The sequence below is a fragment of the Brevibacillus choshinensis genome (assembly GCF_016811915.1).
In the GTDB taxonomy this organism is placed as follows: Bacteria; Bacillota; Bacilli; order Brevibacillales; family Brevibacillaceae; genus Brevibacillus; species Brevibacillus choshinensis_A.
The window spans coordinates 3,335,939-3,352,209 of the sequence record NZ_CP069127.1 but is presented as its reverse complement, the minus strand read 5'-3'; the positions used below and the strand labels follow the sequence as shown (position 1 = coordinate 3,352,209).

The 16,271-nt window shown below is 52.4% G+C and carries 14 protein-coding genes; 11 read left to right on the top strand and 3 right to left on the bottom strand.

Annotated elements, in window-relative coordinates; genetic code table 11:
- Positions 1-244 precede the first annotated feature (244 nt).
- Complete coding sequence (locus JNE38_RS16930) at positions 245-676, bottom strand: ribbon-helix-helix domain-containing protein (protein WP_203254835.1); 432 nt, start codon at positions 674-676, stop codon at positions 245-247.
- 9 nt (positions 677-685) lie between these two features.
- The gene (locus tag JNE38_RS16925; RefSeq protein WP_203254834.1) at positions 686-1,198 is read right to left on the bottom strand and encodes a hypothetical protein; all 513 of its coding nucleotides are present in this window, start codon (positions 1,196-1,198) and stop codon (positions 686-688) included.
- Positions 1,199-1,393: 195 nt separating this feature from the next.
- Here JNE38_RS16925 and JNE38_RS16920 point away from each other — a divergent pair, with 195 nt between their 5' ends.
- From JNE38_RS16920 to JNE38_RS16895, 6 genes are all read left to right on the top strand, one after another.
- Positions 1,394-2,740 carry an NAD(P)-dependent oxidoreductase gene (locus tag JNE38_RS16920; RefSeq protein ID WP_203254833.1) on the top strand — a complete coding sequence of 449 codons (1,347 nt, stop codon included), beginning with the start codon at positions 1,394-1,396 and terminating at the stop codon, positions 2,738-2,740.
- 39 nt (positions 2,741-2,779) lie between these two features.
- The gene (preA, locus tag JNE38_RS16915; RefSeq protein WP_203254832.1) at positions 2,780-4,057 is read left to right on the top strand and encodes an NAD-dependent dihydropyrimidine dehydrogenase subunit PreA; all 1,278 of its coding nucleotides are present in this window, start codon (positions 2,780-2,782) and stop codon (positions 4,055-4,057) included.
- A 103-nt stretch (positions 4,058-4,160) separates the two neighbouring features.
- Positions 4,161-5,546 (top strand): dihydropyrimidinase, encoded by a 1,386-nt coding sequence (gene hydA / locus JNE38_RS16910; RefSeq protein ID WP_203254831.1) that lies wholly within the window; start codon positions 4,161-4,163, stop codon positions 5,544-5,546.
- A gap of 28 nt (positions 5,547-5,574) precedes the next feature.
- The gene (locus JNE38_RS16905; RefSeq protein WP_203254830.1) at positions 5,575-6,465 is read left to right on the top strand and encodes a nitrilase-related carbon-nitrogen hydrolase; all 891 of its coding nucleotides are present in this window, start codon (positions 5,575-5,577) and stop codon (positions 6,463-6,465) included.
- Between the two features lie 88 nt (positions 6,466-6,553).
- Positions 6,554-7,078, top strand: a complete 525-nt coding sequence (locus JNE38_RS16900; RefSeq protein ID WP_203254829.1) for a hypothetical protein — start codon at positions 6,554-6,556, stop codon at positions 7,076-7,078.
- Positions 7,079-7,176: 98 nt separating this feature from the next.
- Complete coding sequence (locus JNE38_RS16895; RefSeq protein ID WP_203254828.1) at positions 7,177-8,889, top strand: methyl-accepting chemotaxis protein; 1,713 nt, start codon at positions 7,177-7,179, stop codon at positions 8,887-8,889.
- Positions 8,890-8,943: 54 nt separating this feature from the next.
- On the opposite strand, the gene JNE38_RS16890 is transcribed toward JNE38_RS16895, so the two are convergent.
- Positions 8,944-10,434: an NCS1 family nucleobase:cation symporter-1 gene (locus JNE38_RS16890; RefSeq protein WP_203254827.1), complete on the bottom strand. Its 1,491-nt coding sequence runs from the start codon at positions 10,432-10,434 to the stop codon at positions 8,944-8,946.
- Positions 10,435-10,648: 214 nt separating this feature from the next.
- Here JNE38_RS16890 and JNE38_RS16885 point away from each other — a divergent pair, with 214 nt between their 5' ends.
- The 5 genes from JNE38_RS16885 (at position 10,649) to JNE38_RS16865 (ending at position 16,233) form a co-directional block, all read left to right on the top strand.
- The gene (locus JNE38_RS16885; protein ID WP_238933350.1) at positions 10,649-12,310 is read left to right on the top strand and encodes an ATP-binding protein; all 1,662 of its coding nucleotides are present in this window, start codon (positions 10,649-10,651) and stop codon (positions 12,308-12,310) included.
- Positions 12,276-12,965, top strand: a complete 690-nt coding sequence (locus JNE38_RS16880) for a response regulator (protein WP_238933349.1) — start codon at positions 12,276-12,278, stop codon at positions 12,963-12,965. Before JNE38_RS16885 ends, JNE38_RS16880 begins: the two co-directional genes overlap by 35 nt.
- A gap of 148 nt (positions 12,966-13,113) precedes the next feature.
- Entirely contained in the window at positions 13,114-14,178 is a 1,065-nt protein-coding gene (locus JNE38_RS16875) for a tripartite tricarboxylate transporter substrate binding protein (RefSeq protein WP_203254825.1), read from the top strand.
- 51 nt (positions 14,179-14,229) lie between these two features.
- The gene (locus JNE38_RS16870) at positions 14,230-14,703 is read left to right on the top strand and encodes a tripartite tricarboxylate transporter TctB family protein (protein WP_203254824.1); all 474 of its coding nucleotides are present in this window, start codon (positions 14,230-14,232) and stop codon (positions 14,701-14,703) included.
- Positions 14,704-14,706: 3 nt separating this feature from the next.
- Positions 14,707-16,233: a tripartite tricarboxylate transporter permease gene (locus tag JNE38_RS16865; RefSeq protein WP_203254823.1), complete on the top strand. Its 1,527-nt coding sequence runs from the start codon at positions 14,707-14,709 to the stop codon at positions 16,231-16,233.
- Positions 16,234-16,271 lie beyond the last annotated feature (38 nt).

The following is a 16,271-nucleotide window of genomic DNA, read 5'->3' as shown; positions in this document are numbered from 1 at the left end:
GGGCAAATGAAGCATAACTTGGAAAAGAGAAAGGAGGCGGGGAGTGTGGACCTGTTTGACTTCTGGGAAGGGGTTGGGACGATATTGAGGAAGACCATGCACCTGACGGGGCGGATTCTTTGGGCGTCAGCAGACTTTCTCACGACGCTTTTCGAGCTTTGGTGGACAAAAAGGGAGAAACGAAAACCGATCGACGCACGAAAAACCCCCAATGGACCTCCTTTGGGGAAATAATGACAGCGGGTTATTGGGTTGATTTGGTCTCAGACGGTTCAGTCGACATGTCTTCTTCCTCCGCTAAATAGGCGCGCATGCCTCGAATAAACAGCTCGCGGATTACTTCGCTTTGGGTCTTGCTATTCACACGAGAGCGGATGAGCTCCAGCTCGGCGACCAATTCAGAGTCAAGGTGAAGGTTGACGGTCTTTCCTTTGCTTTTCGGATGAATTTCGTAATGACCATGATTGTGACGCAGCTGCCCTTCGATTACAGCGGTATCGTCGAACTGGTCGGGATTGAGGATGTAGAGGCAGGGTGCTTCCAGAATAATATGGGTCAGCTCTTCGCTAAAACGGATCGCGAGGGGTTGCCCCTTTTTTTTGTGCAGATCGCGTATTCTCCGCGATATTTCCTGGTTGGTAACCGTATTCTCCAGCGTGATCACTGCCAGTTCCATAGTGCCTCCTTACGGGAGTATCAAATCTTCTTCCGGTACGCCTTCCACGACTTCTCCCGTTTCTTCCAGCTGGACTTGATAGCGAAAGTGAACGTCCTCTCTTTCCACACAGGTGACTAAGGCGCCAAAACGCCCAGATGGGGAAGCGAGCAGGACGCGATCCAAAATGTCAAAGGCAGGACAAAGCAAGCCTTTTTCATGCAGGAAACGGAGTACGGCATCACGCGGATAAAGAAACCGTTTGTTACCCTGTTTGCTTTCCAACAGAGGAAACTGCTCGCGCTCATCTACTACGTCACCGAGAAATCCATTGTCCGCCCAACGCTTGATCGTAGCCATACTGCCGTTTCGGCCCTGGCGTTCTTCGAGCAGCTCCAGGATTTCCCTTGAGGAGAGGTAGGATTGGCGACGCTTGCGCTGCTGGTTGTAGGCCAGCTGTTCCTGCTCCAGCTGGGAGAGCTGCTCCGAAAGCTCCGCAATCAGCTGTTGAATCCGTTCCATTTGCTGTTCGTAATCTTTCATTTCCCTGCTGCTCTCCCTCCCGTTGTTTGTTACAACATATTCGCTACTGAAATCAATCATTCCAAATGAGGAGAAATGATTTCGTGCATTCCGTATTTCAAAAGGAAATGAAACAATCATAAAATCGTTTTTTTGTACATTGATTAATAGCAAGCACGCAAATACGAGGAGATCTGGCAGGGAGGTTGTGATGAGATGGGCGTCCCGAACGATTTGCAGAACAATTTCAGGGAAGTAGTACCGGCGTTGAAACCGAAGGAAGCCATCGACGAGGCAAATCGTTGCTTGTATTGCTACGATGCGCCCTGTATCAAGGCTTGTCCGACGTCGATTGACATTCCTTCTTTCATCAAAAAAATTGCCACGGGAAATTTGTACGGCTCGGCTCGTACGATCATGGATTCCAATCCGGTGGGAGCAAGCTGCGCTCGTGTCTGCCCGACGGAGGAGCTATGCGAAGGTGCCTGTGTCCTGAATCATGCTTCCAAACCAATCATGATTGGACTCTTGCAGAGGCATGCGACCGATTGGGCCATCCAGAATAACGCAGCGCTCTTTAAAAAGGGCGAGGACAATGGAAAAAAAGTCGCCATCATTGGAGCGGGACCCGCAGGACTATCGGCGGCACGGGAGCTCGCTCGTCTGGGATATCAGGTGACGGTGTATGAAGCCAAGGAAAAAGCGGGTGGCTTGAACACGTACGGGATCGTTTCCTTCCGACTGCCCCAAGAAATCTCCTTATGGGAGGTTGAACAGATCGAAGCTCTCGGCGTAAAGATCCAGACGAATACCAGAATCGGGGTGGATATTCAGGCTGAAGAGCTGCTCGCCGACTACGATTCTGTCCTGCTCGCGGCTGGGATGGGGAACGTTCCGAATTTGCAGATCGAAGGAGAAGAGCTGGAAGGCGTGCTGGATGCGATCTCACTGGTGGAGGAAACAAAAACCAAGCCGCTCGCGAATGACATGGTCGGGAAAAAAGTGGTCGTCATCGGAGCGGGTAATACGGCGATCGATGCTGCGACCTGTTCCAAGCGACTCGGTGCCGAAATCGTTCAAATCCTGTATCGCCGGACCGCGAACGAGATGTCCTGTTACCAGTTTGAATATGAATTTGCCAAGCAGGACGGCGTGGAATTCCGTTGGTTGGTGGCGCCTTCCCGCATTCTCGGTGAAAATGGACGCGTCAAGGGATTGGAATTGACGAAGATGGAACTGGGAGAGCCTGACGCCAAAGGAAGGAAGCGACCCGTCCCTATTTCGGGCAGCGAGTTTGTCATCGAAGTGGATTTCGTGGTAAAAGCGATCGGGCAAGAGAGACATGTTTCGCTCATCGAAGCGTTTGGCATTCAGCATCAAAAAGGAGTCGTGTCCGTGCAAGATGCCACTTACCGGACGAGCAACCCGAAAGTGTTTGCAGCAGGCGATATCATTTTCGGCGGCGGAAAGACGGACGCGATGGTCGTGGATGCAGCCAATCACGGCAAGCGGGCAGCCCATGCGATACACAATGCGTTGAGTGATCAAAAGCAACCCGTGTAGCACGAAAGAAAATCTCACAGTGATAGAGGAGAGATGATCATGGCAGATCTCAGTATCAATCTGGCTGGCATACAGTCTCCCAACCCGTTTTGGCTCGCGTCCGCACCTCCGACCAACTCCGGCTATCAGGTCCAACGTGCGTTTGAAGCGGGATGGGGTGGGGCTGTCTGGAAAACCTTGGGGGAACCGATCATCAACGTCACTTCCCGATTTGCAGGACTGACGTTCGGTGGACAACGGGTATTTGGTTTCAACAACATTGAACTGATCACAGACAAACCGCTTGAAGTCAATCTAAAGGAAATGGACGAAACAAAAAAACGGTTTCCGAAGCATACGCTGATCGCCTCTTTGATGGTCGAGCACAAGCAGGAAGCGTGGCATGAAATTGTCAAAAAGGTCGAAGCGATCGGAGTAGATGGACTGGAATTAAACTTTGGCTGTCCGCACGGGATGGCGGAGCGGGGGATGGGCTCGGCTGTCGGGCAGCATCCTGACTTGATTCGTCAGCAGGTGGAGTGGGTGAAGGAAGTCGCGCAGACACCAGTCATCGTGAAGCTCACGCCAAACATTACCGATATACGGTTTACCGCACGAGCAGCATCCCAGGGAGGCGCTGACGCCATCAGCATGATCAATACCATCAACAGTCTGATGGGAGTCGATCTGGATAAATGGCTGCCGATCCCGCACGTTGATGGCAAAGGAGCGCATGGTGGATATTGCGGGCCTGCAGTAAAGCCGATCGCGCTGAACATGGTAGCGGAATGCGCGCGGGACGCTCAGGTAGGCGTACCGATTTCGGGTATTGGCGGAATTTCCAATTGGCGAGATGCCGTTGAGTTTTTGCTGATGGGAGCGACCGGGGTTCAAGTATGTACAGCTGCGATGCACCACGGCTTTCGGATCGTGGAGGATATGATCGATGGCCTTAACAACTACCTCGATCAGCGCGGGATCGCCTCGGTCATGGACATCGTGGGTAAGGCAGTGCCTACCTATTCGGATTGGGGACATCTTAATCTCAACTACAAGGTCGTAGCCCGTATTCATGAGGAGACGTGTATCAACTGCAACAAGTGCCACATCGCTTGTGAAGACACATCCCATCAGTGTATAGACATCATCGCGGATGAGGCGACGGGCAAGGAGCGCTTGGTCGTTCGCGAAGACGACTGCGTGGGCTGCAACCTTTGCTCCATCGTTTGCCCGGTGGAAGGAACGATTGAAATGGTAGAGATCCCGAGCGATTTGCCACCGCTCAGCTGGAATCAGCGACAGGCAGCTCTGGCCGCCAATGGTACGAATGAGACTTGAGCATCAGGTTGACGTAATCTTTTGGTCGCGGTCTGCATAGCCTGTACTAGTAGTGGCACGTCTATTAGTGCCCAGACCATAGGGGGAAAAGGGAGGGGCAAGAATGAAAAAGTGGATTCGCGGTGGGACGGTCGTAACGGCAGCGGATACGTATCAGGCGGACGTTCTCGTCGAAGGGGAAAAGGTCGTAGCGATCGGATACAATCTGGACACGACGGGAGCGGAAGAGATTGACGCGACGGGCTGTTATGTACTGCCTGGCGGGATCGATCCCCATACCCATCTCGATATGCCCTTTGGTGGTACCGTCACGTCGGATAATTTCTTTACGGGAACGAAGGCGGCGGCTTTTGGAGGCACGACGAGCATCATTGATTTTTGCTTGACGAGCAAGGGCGAGTCGCTTCAGTCGGCGATTTCGACCTGGCACGAAAAAGCGCGGGGCAAGGCAGTCATTGACTATGGCTTTCACTTGATGGTCTCGGACGCAAACGATCAAGTGCTAGAGGAGCTGGAGTCCGTCGTCGCGAATGATGGGATCACTTCTCTGAAAGTGTTCATGGCGTATAAAAATGTGTTGATGGCAGACGACGAGACGCTGTTTAAGACCCTCATCCGGGCAAAAGAGCTGGGGGCGCTCGTCCAGGTGCATGCGGAAAACGGAGATGTGCTAGATTACCTGACCAAGCAGGCATTGGCTGAGGGGAATACGGATCCGATCTACCACGCTTACACAAGGCCGCCGGAAGCGGAAGGGGAAGCGACAGGACGCGCAATCGCATTGACGGCTTTGGCGGATGCCCAGCTGTACGTCGTGCACGTATCTTGCGCTGATGCGGTCAGGCGAATAGCGGAAGCGCGGGAAAAAGGCTGGAATATTTACGGGGAGACGTGCCCGCAGTACCTCGTACTCGATATCACGGATCTGGATCGGCCAGATTTCGAAGGGGCCAAGTATGTCTGGTCGCCCCCTCTTCGTGAAAAATGGAACCAGGATGTGCTGTGGAGCGCGCTGAAAAACGGAATCCTGCAGACAGTCGGTTCGGATCATTGCCCCTTTAATTTCGCTGGACAAAAGGAACTGGGACGAGGGGATTTCACCAAGATTCCAAATGGCGGCCCGATTATCGAAGATCGCCTGACACTGCTTTTCTCCGAAGGGGTGCGACAAGGAAAAATCAGCTTGAACCAGTTCGTCGATCTCACTTCGACCAAAGTGGCAAAACTTTTCGGGATGTTCCCGCAAAAAGGGACGATTGCTGTTGGCTCGGATGCGGATATCGTGCTGTTTGATCCAGCTGCGAAAAGAACCATATCCGCCGAGACGCACCATATGAATGTAGACTACAACCCGTTCGAAGGGAAAGAAGTGTACGGGGAAGTCGTCTCCGTTCTTTCGCGCGGCTCCTTCGTTGTCCGTGACAAGCAATTTGTCGGGCAGGCAGGCGCTGGACGATATTTGAAACGGTCGAGGTTTACACGTCCGTAGGTAAGGGTATAGAAAGGAGAAGGAACGGATGGTAAATAAAGTTAGCATCGGGCTGATCCAGGCAAAAAACGATGTGAATGGGGATGAGCCGGTTCATCTCCATAAAGAAAAGGCCATCGAAAAGCACATGAAAATGGTGCGCGATGCCGCTTCTCGTGGAGCGCAGATCATCTGTCTGCAAGAAATTTTTTACGGTCCTTACTTTTGCTCCGAGCAAAACGCCAAATGGTATGAAGCAGCCGAAGAAGTGCCGAATGGTCCTACCGTTCAGTTGTTCTCCTCCCTTGCACGCGAGCTGGGAGTCGTCCTGATTCTCCCGGTGTACGAGCGGGTAGGAATCGGCACCTACTACAATACGGCAGCAGTAATCGACGCCGATGGAAATTATCTCGGAAAGTATCGAAAACAGCATATTCCTCACGTTGGTGTGGGTGGCAACGGGCACGGCTTTTGGGAGAAGTATTACTTCAAGCCGGGTAATCTGGGCTATCCAGTGTTTGAAACGGCATTTGCCAAGGTCGGCGTCTACATCTGCTACGACCGCCACTTTCCGGAAGGAGCACGCCTGCTCGGGCTGAATGGTGCGGAGATCGTATTCAATCCATCTGCTACCGTAGCCGGTCTTTCAGAATATTTGTGGAAGTTGGAACAGCCTGCACATGCCGTAGCCAATGGATATTACGTTGCTGCGATCAATCGCGTCGGAATGGAAGCGCCATGGAACATGGGCGAATTTTATGGGCAGTCCTATCTGGTGGATCCGCGAGGGCAGTTCGTCGCTATGGGAAGTCGCGATCAGGATGAGGTAATCATCGCCGAAATGGATAAAAACAAAATCCATGAGGTTCGTGACACCTGGCAGTTCTATCGCGATCGCCGTCCGGAAACGTATGATGACATGGTCAAACTTCTGCCTTGATGTGAGAGAGGGAGGCGCCCCTTAGCGCCTTCCTCCTTTTCGCATAGAAGGATGATTCCCATCACTGGAATGTGAGGAGAAAACAGGGATGAGGCAAATCGTATATCGGGGTGTGGAATACGGTGAGGCATGGAGGGTGGTGCGATCTCAGCGCTACGAGCGGGATGAACGCCGCCGCTTCATAAATGGGGCAAGCGCCAAGGCTGTCTTTGGGACGGGGGTCTATCTGGTGAGCAATCCGGAAGTAGCGGCCCAATATGCCATATGCCATGCAGAGACAGTATGGGACAAAGCGGCCATTTTGCGCCAAGAAGTGGATGTGACCGGGTTGTTTTGCTTGGACGAGCGTTATGGTGAAAATGAACTGCGCACGGATGCACTGCGCAACAAGCACTCTGCAGAATCCTTGGAGTATCGCTCGCACTCGATGGGGCATCAGGAATGGCTCGAGTGGACAGGGGAGGAAGTGCGTACGTATCTGCTGGCAGAAGGCTACAAGGGGCTTCAGTACCGGATCAGCCCCGAACTAACTTACTATGTCTGCTACCAGCCTGAGGTGCAGATTTACGAGATTTCCATTGTTTCTGTGTTGGATCTAAGAGAATTCACCTAAGACTATCGACTTGATTAAGATAATTTGGTAAGATTAGACAATATTCGATGTTTTTCTACATTTTTCAACGTTTCTAACAGGAGGATTGCCAAATAACAATGAGTCTCTTTCGGAATGTAAGCACAAGAGCAAAGCTGTTTAGTCTGATCATCATGATGGCTGTTTTTTTACTTGGCGTCGGATCAACAGGTTACTACCATCTGAAAATTTCAGGTGAACGAATCCAATCCATGTACGAAGAGCAGCTGCTTCCGGTCAAATGGATTAATGATTGGCGACAAGAAATGCGTGCGATCGATGGACTGATCTATAAGATGATCCTCGACCCGTCTCCAGCCGTACTTGCCGAGTACAAGACAGAGCTCGAGCAGCGGATGGGGGACGCCAACCAGACTTTCGAAAACTTGAAGCAGACCCATCTGGATCAGACAGAACAAGAAAGCGTCAATATGCTGAACGAACTTTTGACCCAATATCGTGGCGATCAGAGCGAAGTGATCAAAATGATCGAGGGCGGAGACGCGCAGCAGGCCTATTCGTTCTACCGCGCAACCGACAAGACTCTGAACTGGATCAATCAGGAGCAGCTCACCTGGGCAAACTACAAGTCGCAGCAGGCCGAACAAATTCGTCTGGCCAATGAATCCGACTCCCAAAAAGCGATGATGGTATTGGGCGGAGTAGGTGTCCTTTCCCTGGTGATCGCCATGGCACTCGGATACTTGATCTCCCGCATGATCTCGGATCCCCTTCGTGTCGTTGTGAGTCGGATGCAGGAATTGTCACAGGGGAATCTGGCTGTCGAACCGGTCAGCTATGTGACCCGTGACGAGGTAGGAAAACTGGGCATTGCTTTCAACGAGCTCGTATCCAATTTCCGCTCCTTGATCGAGCAAGTAAAAGTAGCGGGAGAACAAGTGGCAGCGTCCTCGGAGGAACTGTCTGCTAGTGCGGAGCAATCGGCGCATGCGACAGAACAAGCCATCGAAAGCGTGCAGCAGATCGCAAGCGCTTCAGAAGTGCAAACGCAACGCACACAAGAAAGCGTACGTGTCATGGAAGAGATGTCCATCGCCATCCAGCGTATCGCGGACACTTCCAGCGCAGTTTCGGAAACTTCCGCACAAGCTGCCATGGAAGCGGAGCAGGGAAATACGCACATCCAAAAAGCCGTGTCCCAGATGGATTCGATCTCTCAATCCGTCAACCGCGCGGCGGAGCTTGTGCAGCTTTTGGGAGTACGCTCCGAAGCAATCGGACAGATCGTCGATGTCATCACCGGTATTGCATCGCAGACCAATCTGCTCGCGCTGAATGCGGCGATCGAGGCTGCTCGTGCAGGTGAGCATGGCAGAGGCTTTGCGGTTGTGGCGGATGAGGTGCGAAAGCTGGCCGAGCAGTCTGAAGAATCAGCCAGAGAAATCGCTCGCTTGATTGGAGAAATCCAGCATGAGACCACACAGGTTGTAGGCGTCATGCAGGAAGGAACCAAGGAAGCACAGAAAGGTGCCGTCGTGGTTCAGGAAGCGGGAGAGACCTTCCAACGAATCGTTGCCTCCTCCCAGGAAGTGGCTGACCAGATTCAGGAAGTATCTGCCGCAACGGAGGAAATGTCGGCGAGTGTGCAACAAGTCGCTTCTGCCATGGACGAAATGAACCGCTTGGCGGAGGATGCCGCCCTACATACGCAAGGCGTATCCGCTGGAGCGGAAGAACAGCTTGCTTCCATGCAGGAAATCGCGCATTCCAGCAACAATCTCAATCAGCTCTCGCACGAGCTGCAAGAGTCCATCAGTCAATTCAAATGGTAACGTTCAAAAGCATAAAAAGACTGGCTCCCGCTTGGGATGCCAGTCTTTTTGCACTCAGGAGGCCTGCGACTCATTCGTGCGCGCCGTCACTTTCTCATAGTCCTTTTCACTCATGATGGTGGAATCGTTTTTCATCATCCACGTGTACAGGGCGAGCGAGATCAGCAGCCCGATGGTCCAGGCATTATCCCAGATGATGGAGAGGCCTGGGATGTATTTGCTGGCAAACGGTATGATGATCCCGATCAGCATCGCCCAGATGGCCCTGGTGTTAAAGCCCGTCTTGTATGAATAAATGCCATTGGTTTTGTAGAGCTCTGTCAAATGAATTCGTCTCTTGCGCACCAGCCAGTAGTCGGCGATGGCGATCCCGTCAATCGGACCGAGCAACGCGCCGTACGTACCGAGCCAAAGGAAGATGTAGTTTCCGAAATTCTCGAGAATGTACCAAGGCTGCATGACCAGAGAAACGACACCTGCGATGATGGCGCCATGCTCATACGTCAGACGACGGGGAACGAGATTTTCTACAGCGCGGGCTGGGGCGACGATATTGGCAGCTACGTTGGTCGTCAAGGTAGCGAGGATGATCCCGATCGTCCCCAGGAAAATGGCGAACGGTGAAAATTTAGCCAGGACGGCAGCAGGATCCCAGATGGCTTCGCCGTAAATGACGACGGTAGCGGAAGCGACTGCCACACCAACGAAGGAAAAACCCCCCATCGTGGTAGGCAAGGAAGATGACTGGCCGATGATCTGAGCCTTCTGGTTCTTCGCATACCGGCAGAAGTCCGGAATATTCAATGCCATCGTTGCCCAAAAAGCGATGGCACCGGTCAAGGCAGGGAAGAAGACCTTCAAGAACTCGCCCGTGGTAGTAAATTTGGAAGGCGCGGAGAGCATGGGACCCCAGCCGCCAGCTTTCGTCAATGCCCAGACTAGCAGAGCAAGGCTCATGATGATGAGGATAGGAGCGGCCCAGGCCTCCATCTTCTTGATGGCTTCCGGTCCACGGTAAGCAATCCAGACGTTCAACAGCCAAAACCCAAAAAATGCGATCCATAAATGGCCAGGCACATTCCCCCATCCGGACATGGACATGAGCAGCGTGTCAATTGCTGCACCGCCAAACCAACAGTTAATCCCAAACCAGCCAGCTCCGATTAGCCCGCGGGCGACGGCAGGGATATGTGCTCCCTTGGATCCAAACCATAGACGGGCAAAGACCGGGTAGGGGATCCCGAATTTTGTCCCGGCATGGGAGTTGAGAAGAATGGGAATAAGGACGATACAGTTTCCGAGGATGATGGTGATAATGGCCTGCCACCAGTTCATCCCCAATGAGATGAGACCGGCAGCCATGGCGTACGTAGGCAGGCAGATTGACATCCCGATCCAGAGGCTGGCAAAGTTGTACGCTCCCCAGGAATGCTCCGCTCTGGTAGTTGGCCGCAGACCCTCGTTGTACAGCGGGCTATCTTTCACTAGCTTTTCGCCATCTTTCGTCAGCGTGACGACGCCGCCTGATTCCGCTTGGGTTTTCATTAGCAATTCCCTCCTTTTCCATTGGTGTTTCATGTATTCGGACTGCTGCCCCCCAGTTTGTCTCGAATACAAGTTGTAACATTATATTGGGGGAAAGAAGACCTAATTCCACAAATTTCGCGGGGAACAAACGCTTGCGGATCAAGGGGTGCGATGATGTCCGAGCTTGCGGTCTCAGGTGGAATCTATCGTTTGGCCTATGGAAGATGGTAAAATGAACCAGGGGGTGAAAATGGTGGCAGCTACCAAAATACGCTTGTCCTTGCAAACCAGAATGATCGCACTTTTTACGTTTGTCATTATTCTTATCATTGGATCGATGGGGGCTGTCTTTTCTTCGATTATCGGTTCGTCGATCGAGGAGCAGCTGGGGAAGAAGGCGCTGAGTGTGGCCAAGGTCGTCGCAAATGATCCCGAATTGCGTCATGCGTTCACCACCGCGAATCCGTCTCTCCTGATTCAGCCGATTGCCGAAAATATACGCAAACAGACGGATGCAGAGTTCGTCGTCGTCGGCAACCGCGAAGGGATTCGCTACTCTCACCCGCTGCCGGACAGGATCGGGAAGTCGATGGTAGGTGGTGACAATGAACTAGGACTCATGCACGGCCAATCGTATATTTCCAAGGCGGTGGGCAGCCTGGGACCTTCCTTGCGGGGAAAAGTTCCCATCCGAGACGACAAAGGGGAAGTTGTGGGAATCGTCTCCGTCGGCTTCTTGCTGGAGGACATCGAGCAGGCAATCGGCGATTATCAGGAAAAGGTATTTTTGATCATTCTTCTCGCGGTGCTCTTCGGAGTAGTGGGAGCCATTGTTTTGAGCCGCTACGTGAAGCGCGTCATCCTCGGCTTGGAGCCCGAAGAGATTGCGGCGCTGTATGTGGAGCGCAACGCCGTTCTGGAATCGGTGAGGGAAGGGATTGTTGCCATTGATCGCAACAACAGAGTCACCATGATGAACAAGGCAGCCATTCGCATACTCGATCTTCCCCACGACGATTACCATCGAAAAGAAATTACGGAGATATTGCCCGACAGTCGGATGCCCGAAGTGCTCGAATCGGGGGAGCATCAGCTGGACAGGGAGACGATCCTCGTGGGAAAAGAAATCATTGTGAATCGCATCCCCATGAAATTCGGCGATAAAGTGGTAGGTGTCGTGAGCAGCTTCCGACCGAAATCAGAGATCGACAAGCTCGTCTCAGAGCTGTCGCAAACACGTCGGTATGCGGACGTGCTCCGTGCGCAGACACATGAATTTCACAATCTGTTGTATACGATCTCGGGCCTATTGCAGCTTGGTTCCATTCAGGAAGCGGTCGAGCTCATCACGAGCGAGACGTCAGCGCAGCAGGAGATGCTGCTGTTTTTAGCCAAGCAGATCCCGGATCCTTTAATTGGAGCCCTTCTCCTCGGAATGCATAATCGCGCAAAGGAACTGAAGATTCAGTTTCAGATCAATCAGGATAGCGACCTTCAGGCACTGCCGCCAGCGATCAACCGTCAGCAAGTGGTGGTCTTGCTCGGTACGCTGATTCAAAATGCGTTGGAAGCGGTCAATGAGGCCAATGCCGAACGCAAAGTGGTTGAGTGCTATTTGTCTGATACGGGGGACGAAATCTTGTTTGAAGTGGAAGATTCCGGACCTGGCGTGCCAGAGGGCTTGCGGGAAGTCATTTTCCAGGATGGCTTTAGCACCAAGCCGGGAGAGCATCGAGGGCTGGGGCTGGCCAAAGTGCAGGGGATCATCCAGGAGATGGATGGCTATGTATTGGTGGGCAGGAGTGAATGGGGAGGAGCCCTCTTTACGGTTTCGCTCCCGAAAGAACGGAGGGGTCTCGTTGCACAAGGTGGAAGTGCTTATTGTGGAGGATGATTTGCGGATCGTCGATATCAACAGGCGGTTCGTCAGCAAAATCGAGGGGTTTGAGGTCATTGCAACCGCGACGAATGGAGCGGAAGCCATCGAGCTGTTATCCGTCACACAGCCGCATCTGGTTCTGCTGGACGTGTATTTGCCCGACATGCTCGGAATCGAACTGGTCTGGCATATCCGGCAGCATCATCGCAATGTAGATATCATCATGATCACTGCTGCCAAGGAGATGGAAATGGTGCAGGAGGCCCTGCGCGGCGGCGTTTTCGATTACATTGTCAAGCCGCTGGTCTTCGAGCGCTTTCGCGAGCGTCTGGAAGTCTACCGCGAGCATCTGTGGCAGACGAAGGAGGTCTGTGAAGTCGATCAGGATGTCATTGATCGCATCATGACCCGGAGTCGGAACAGCGGCAAGACGCGGGAGGCGGCCATGCCCAAAGGGATTGATTTGCTGACGCTGGAAAAGGTGATTGAGGCCATCCAAAGAACGGGAGAGAAAGGTGTCTCCGCGGAGGAAATCGGAAAAGAAATTGGCACGAGCAGAACGACAGCACGACGTTATTTGGAGTACCTCGTCGTGGAGAAAAAAGCTCGGGCTGACCTGATCTATGGCACCGTAGGAAGACCGGAGCGAAAGTATCGGCTAGTCCCATAATGATCCATGAACAATATGAACAAAACGTTCTCAAAATTCTAAATAGACCTTATGAACGAAAACTATCCCCAACTATCTCCCCATGTTACGTTTATTCCAAGCTTTTGAATGCGCTTACATAAACGTAAGCAACAAGGGGGATGAAAGCATGAAAAAGAGAAAAGTATGGATTGCCCTATCTGTTTTTTTTACGCTGGTGCTGGCTGCCTGTGGTGGCGGAACCGCGGGACCAGGAGCCTCGGGCAGCACGGGCAGCACGGGTAAAAACTCAGGGGGGCAGACGGCGCCAGCCGCTTCCAGCTATCCTGAAAAGCCGCTCGCTATCGTAGCTCCATCGGGCGCAGGCGGAGGTTGGGACAAAACAGCCCGTTCCTTGGCAAAGGTGTTGAATGAGAGCAAGCTGGTGAACCAGGCGATCACCGTGGAAAATAAGCCTGGCGGTGGCGGCACGGTCTTCATGGCTGAGTATGTGAACAAAGATAAAGGAAATCCTTATCGTCTGTTTGTCAGCTCGCCGCCCATCTTGATCAATAACGATAAAAAAGAGGGGAATACCCCTTACGGATTTAGAGAAGTGACGCCCCTTGCGCAAATGACGAAAGACTTCGGAGCGCTTGTGGTAAAGGCAGATTCGCCTTATAAAGATATGAAAAGTCTTCTGGATGCCATCAAAGCCGACCCAACGAAAATTACTTTGGCGGGTGGGTCAGCGCCAGGCTCCATGGATCACTTGGTGAGTGTTTTGCCAGCGGCGAAATTCGGCATCGATCCAAAAAGCGTCAAATACGTTTCGTACGACGGCGGCGGCGAAGCGATTGCTGCCCTGCTCGGTGGTAACGCGGATATGATTGCTACTGACGCATCCGGCGTAGGGGAGTACTTGAAAGCTGGGAAAGTCCGTGTACTGGGAGTCACCTCTGAGCAACGGCTGACTGGTGTACTCAGTGAGGTGCCGACGTTGAAAGAGCAGGGGATCGATGCGACCTTTACGATTTGGCGTGGAGTATTTGGTCCACCCAACATGCCTGCTGACGCGAAAGCCTACTGGGATGCCAAGCTGAAGGAATTGAATGACAATGAAATCTGGAAGAAAGAACTCGCTGCAAACGGGTGGGAAAGTGAATACAAGGACGCTGCTACCTTTACTACTTTCCTGGAAGAGCAAGACAAACTGGTAAAAGATCTGCTGACATCGCTCGGCATGGCGAAATAAGGGAGAGGAGAGGGCTTCCTCTCCTTTTTCACACGGTTAGGAGGTAGATTGATGAACCTGACTTTTGATCGTTTCGGAAGTATCCTTTTCGCGCTCATCGGGGCGATGTTTGTAGTTGAGAGCCGTTCGATATCCGCCAGTGCGTATGGCAGTCAAGTTGGACCCAATATCTTTCCGCTTGGTCTGGGCATCATTTTGATTCTGCTGAGCTTGCGATCATTTTGGGAGACGCTGAAGAAAAAAAATCCTCAGGCGACGAATGCTTCTGAAAAGGGAAACTACAGACGCTTTCTATCGATCCTGGCAGCGACCTTGCTGTATGTTTTCCTGCTTGAAGTGCTAGGCTACGTAATCTCCACGTTCCTGTTCCTGGCTTTTGCCTTTCGGATGATGGGAAATGGGAGCCTGGTCAAGTCCATAGTGGTTTCGCTTGCGTTTTCTGCAGGAGTCTATTACCTTTACGTCTACTTGCTGCAAGGAACGCTGCCGCCGTTTCCTGCTTGGCTCGGCTTTGGAGGAGGATGAGAAATGAGTGCATTACAGTATTTGGGTGACGGCTTTCTTCTCGCCTTGCAATGGCATAACCTGATATACGCCTTTGTCGGTGTATTGATTGGAACGGCTGTCGGTGTTCTTCCTGGCATCGGGCCGATGAGTGGTGTAGCTTTGCTCATGCCTGTGACGGCATCATTGACATCCGGTCTTGGTCCTGAAGACGCGGCTGCCAGCGCGATCATCTTGCTTGCAGGTGTGTATTATGGGGCGATGTACGGGGGATCGACTACTTCCATCTTGTTAAATACACCGGGAGAGTCGTCATCAGTGGTAACGACGCTGGATGGGTACCAGATGGCTCGTCAGGGAAGGGCTGGCACAGCGTTGTCCATTTCCGCCATCGGTTCGTTTGTGGCGGGGATCGTCGCATTGGTAGCGCTCGTATTTCTGGCTGATCCCCTGTCTGAAATGGCCTTGAAATTTGGTCCTGCCGAATACTTCTCGCTCATGATTCTCGGTTTGTGTGCGGTGAGCGGCTTGGGCGGAAAATCGATGACCAAGGCGCTGATGATGACGGTCTTGGGATTGCTGCTCGCGACGATCGGGATCGACAGTGTATCTGGTGTGGCCCGGTTTACCTACGACATTCCGGATTTGTATCAAGGATTGGAGTTTCTGACCATTGCAGTCGGGTTGTTTGCTTTGGGGGAAGTTTTCAAAACGATTATCGAGACAGACAAGGGAAATTCGGAAATCATCAAGGTGGGACGTGTTCTCCCTACTATTGCTGATTTGAAGCAGAGTGCGGCACCCATCGCCCGCGGTTCGCTCTTGGGCTTTTTTATCGGGGTTCTGCCTGGCGCAGGGGCTACGCTCGCTTCCTTTTTTGCCTATATCACGGAAAAGAAGCTGAGTAAGGATCCCACGCGGTTTGGGAAAGGGGCCATCGAGGGTGTAGCGTCTCCGGAATCAGCGAACAATGCTGCGTCAGGTGGAGCGATGGTGCCGCTCTTGACGATGGGGATCCCAGGTTCGGGTACGACAGCGATCCTGATGGGGGCTTTGCTCATGTACAATGTACAGCCGGGTCCCTTGCTGTTCACCGATCATCCGCAAGTGGCATGGGGACTCATCGCGAGTATGTTCATCGGTAACGTCATGCTGCTGATCTTGAACATGCCCCTCGTCAAGATCTTTGCAAAGATCATAGAAACCCCATCCGAGTACCTGATTCCGCTGATCATCGCAATTTCCGTGTTTGGGGTGTACGCCGTCCAGATCAGCACGTTTGATCTCGTGCTGCTGGTCATCTGCGGAGTGGCAGGGTATTATCTTTCCAAAAACGATTTTCCGCTGGCTCCGCTGGTTCTCGGTCTTGTCCTCGGGCCGATGATCGAAAATAACATGCGCCGTGCGTTGACTACGTCTAATGGAGATTTCATGATCTTCCTGACCAAACCGATATCGGCAGCCTTCCTTGTTTGTGCATTGCTCTGGTTGATTATCCCGATTCTATTGAAAAAACGGGGAAAACAGGTCGTGATCAGTGAGGAAGCGTAATGGCAAAGTGTCCCTGATGTAGAATCTACGGAAGGGAT

What these genes read in the sequence shown, in the direction of transcription:
- JNE38_RS16865 (WP_203254823.1), top strand. Translation starts at nt 14,707, where the DNA reads ATGAGTGCATTACAGTATTTGGGTGACGGCTTTCTTCTCGCCTTGCAA.
- JNE38_RS16920 (WP_203254833.1), top strand. Translation starts at nt 1,394, where the DNA reads ATGGGCGTCCCGAACGATTTGCAGAACAATTTCAGGGAAGTAGTACCG.
- JNE38_RS16900 (WP_203254829.1), top strand. Translation starts at nt 6,554, where the DNA reads ATGAGGCAAATCGTATATCGGGGTGTGGAATACGGTGAGGCATGGAGG.
- JNE38_RS16895 (WP_203254828.1), top strand. Translation starts at nt 7,177, where the DNA reads ATGAGTCTCTTTCGGAATGTAAGCACAAGAGCAAAGCTGTTTAGTCTG.
- JNE38_RS16905 (WP_203254830.1), top strand. Translation starts at nt 5,575, where the DNA reads ATGGTAAATAAAGTTAGCATCGGGCTGATCCAGGCAAAAAACGATGTG.
- hydA (WP_203254831.1), top strand. Translation starts at nt 4,161, where the DNA reads ATGAAAAAGTGGATTCGCGGTGGGACGGTCGTAACGGCAGCGGATACG.
- JNE38_RS16870 (WP_203254824.1), top strand. Translation starts at nt 14,230, where the DNA reads ATGAACCTGACTTTTGATCGTTTCGGAAGTATCCTTTTCGCGCTCATC.
- JNE38_RS16925 (WP_203254834.1), bottom strand. Translation starts at nt 1,198, where the DNA reads ATGAAAGATTACGAACAGCAAATGGAACGGATTCAACAGCTGATTGCG.
- preA (WP_203254832.1), top strand. Translation starts at nt 2,780, where the DNA reads ATGGCAGATCTCAGTATCAATCTGGCTGGCATACAGTCTCCCAACCCG.
- JNE38_RS16875 (WP_203254825.1), top strand. Translation starts at nt 13,114, where the DNA reads ATGAAAAAGAGAAAAGTATGGATTGCCCTATCTGTTTTTTTTACGCTG.
- JNE38_RS16885 (WP_238933350.1), top strand. Translation starts at nt 10,649, where the DNA reads ATGAACCAGGGGGTGAAAATGGTGGCAGCTACCAAAATACGCTTGTCC.
- JNE38_RS16890 (WP_203254827.1), bottom strand. Translation starts at nt 10,434, where the DNA reads ATGAAAACCCAAGCGGAATCAGGCGGCGTCGTCACGCTGACGAAAGAT.
- JNE38_RS16930 (WP_203254835.1), bottom strand. Translation starts at nt 676, where the DNA reads ATGGAACTGGCAGTGATCACGCTGGAGAATACGGTTACCAACCAGGAA.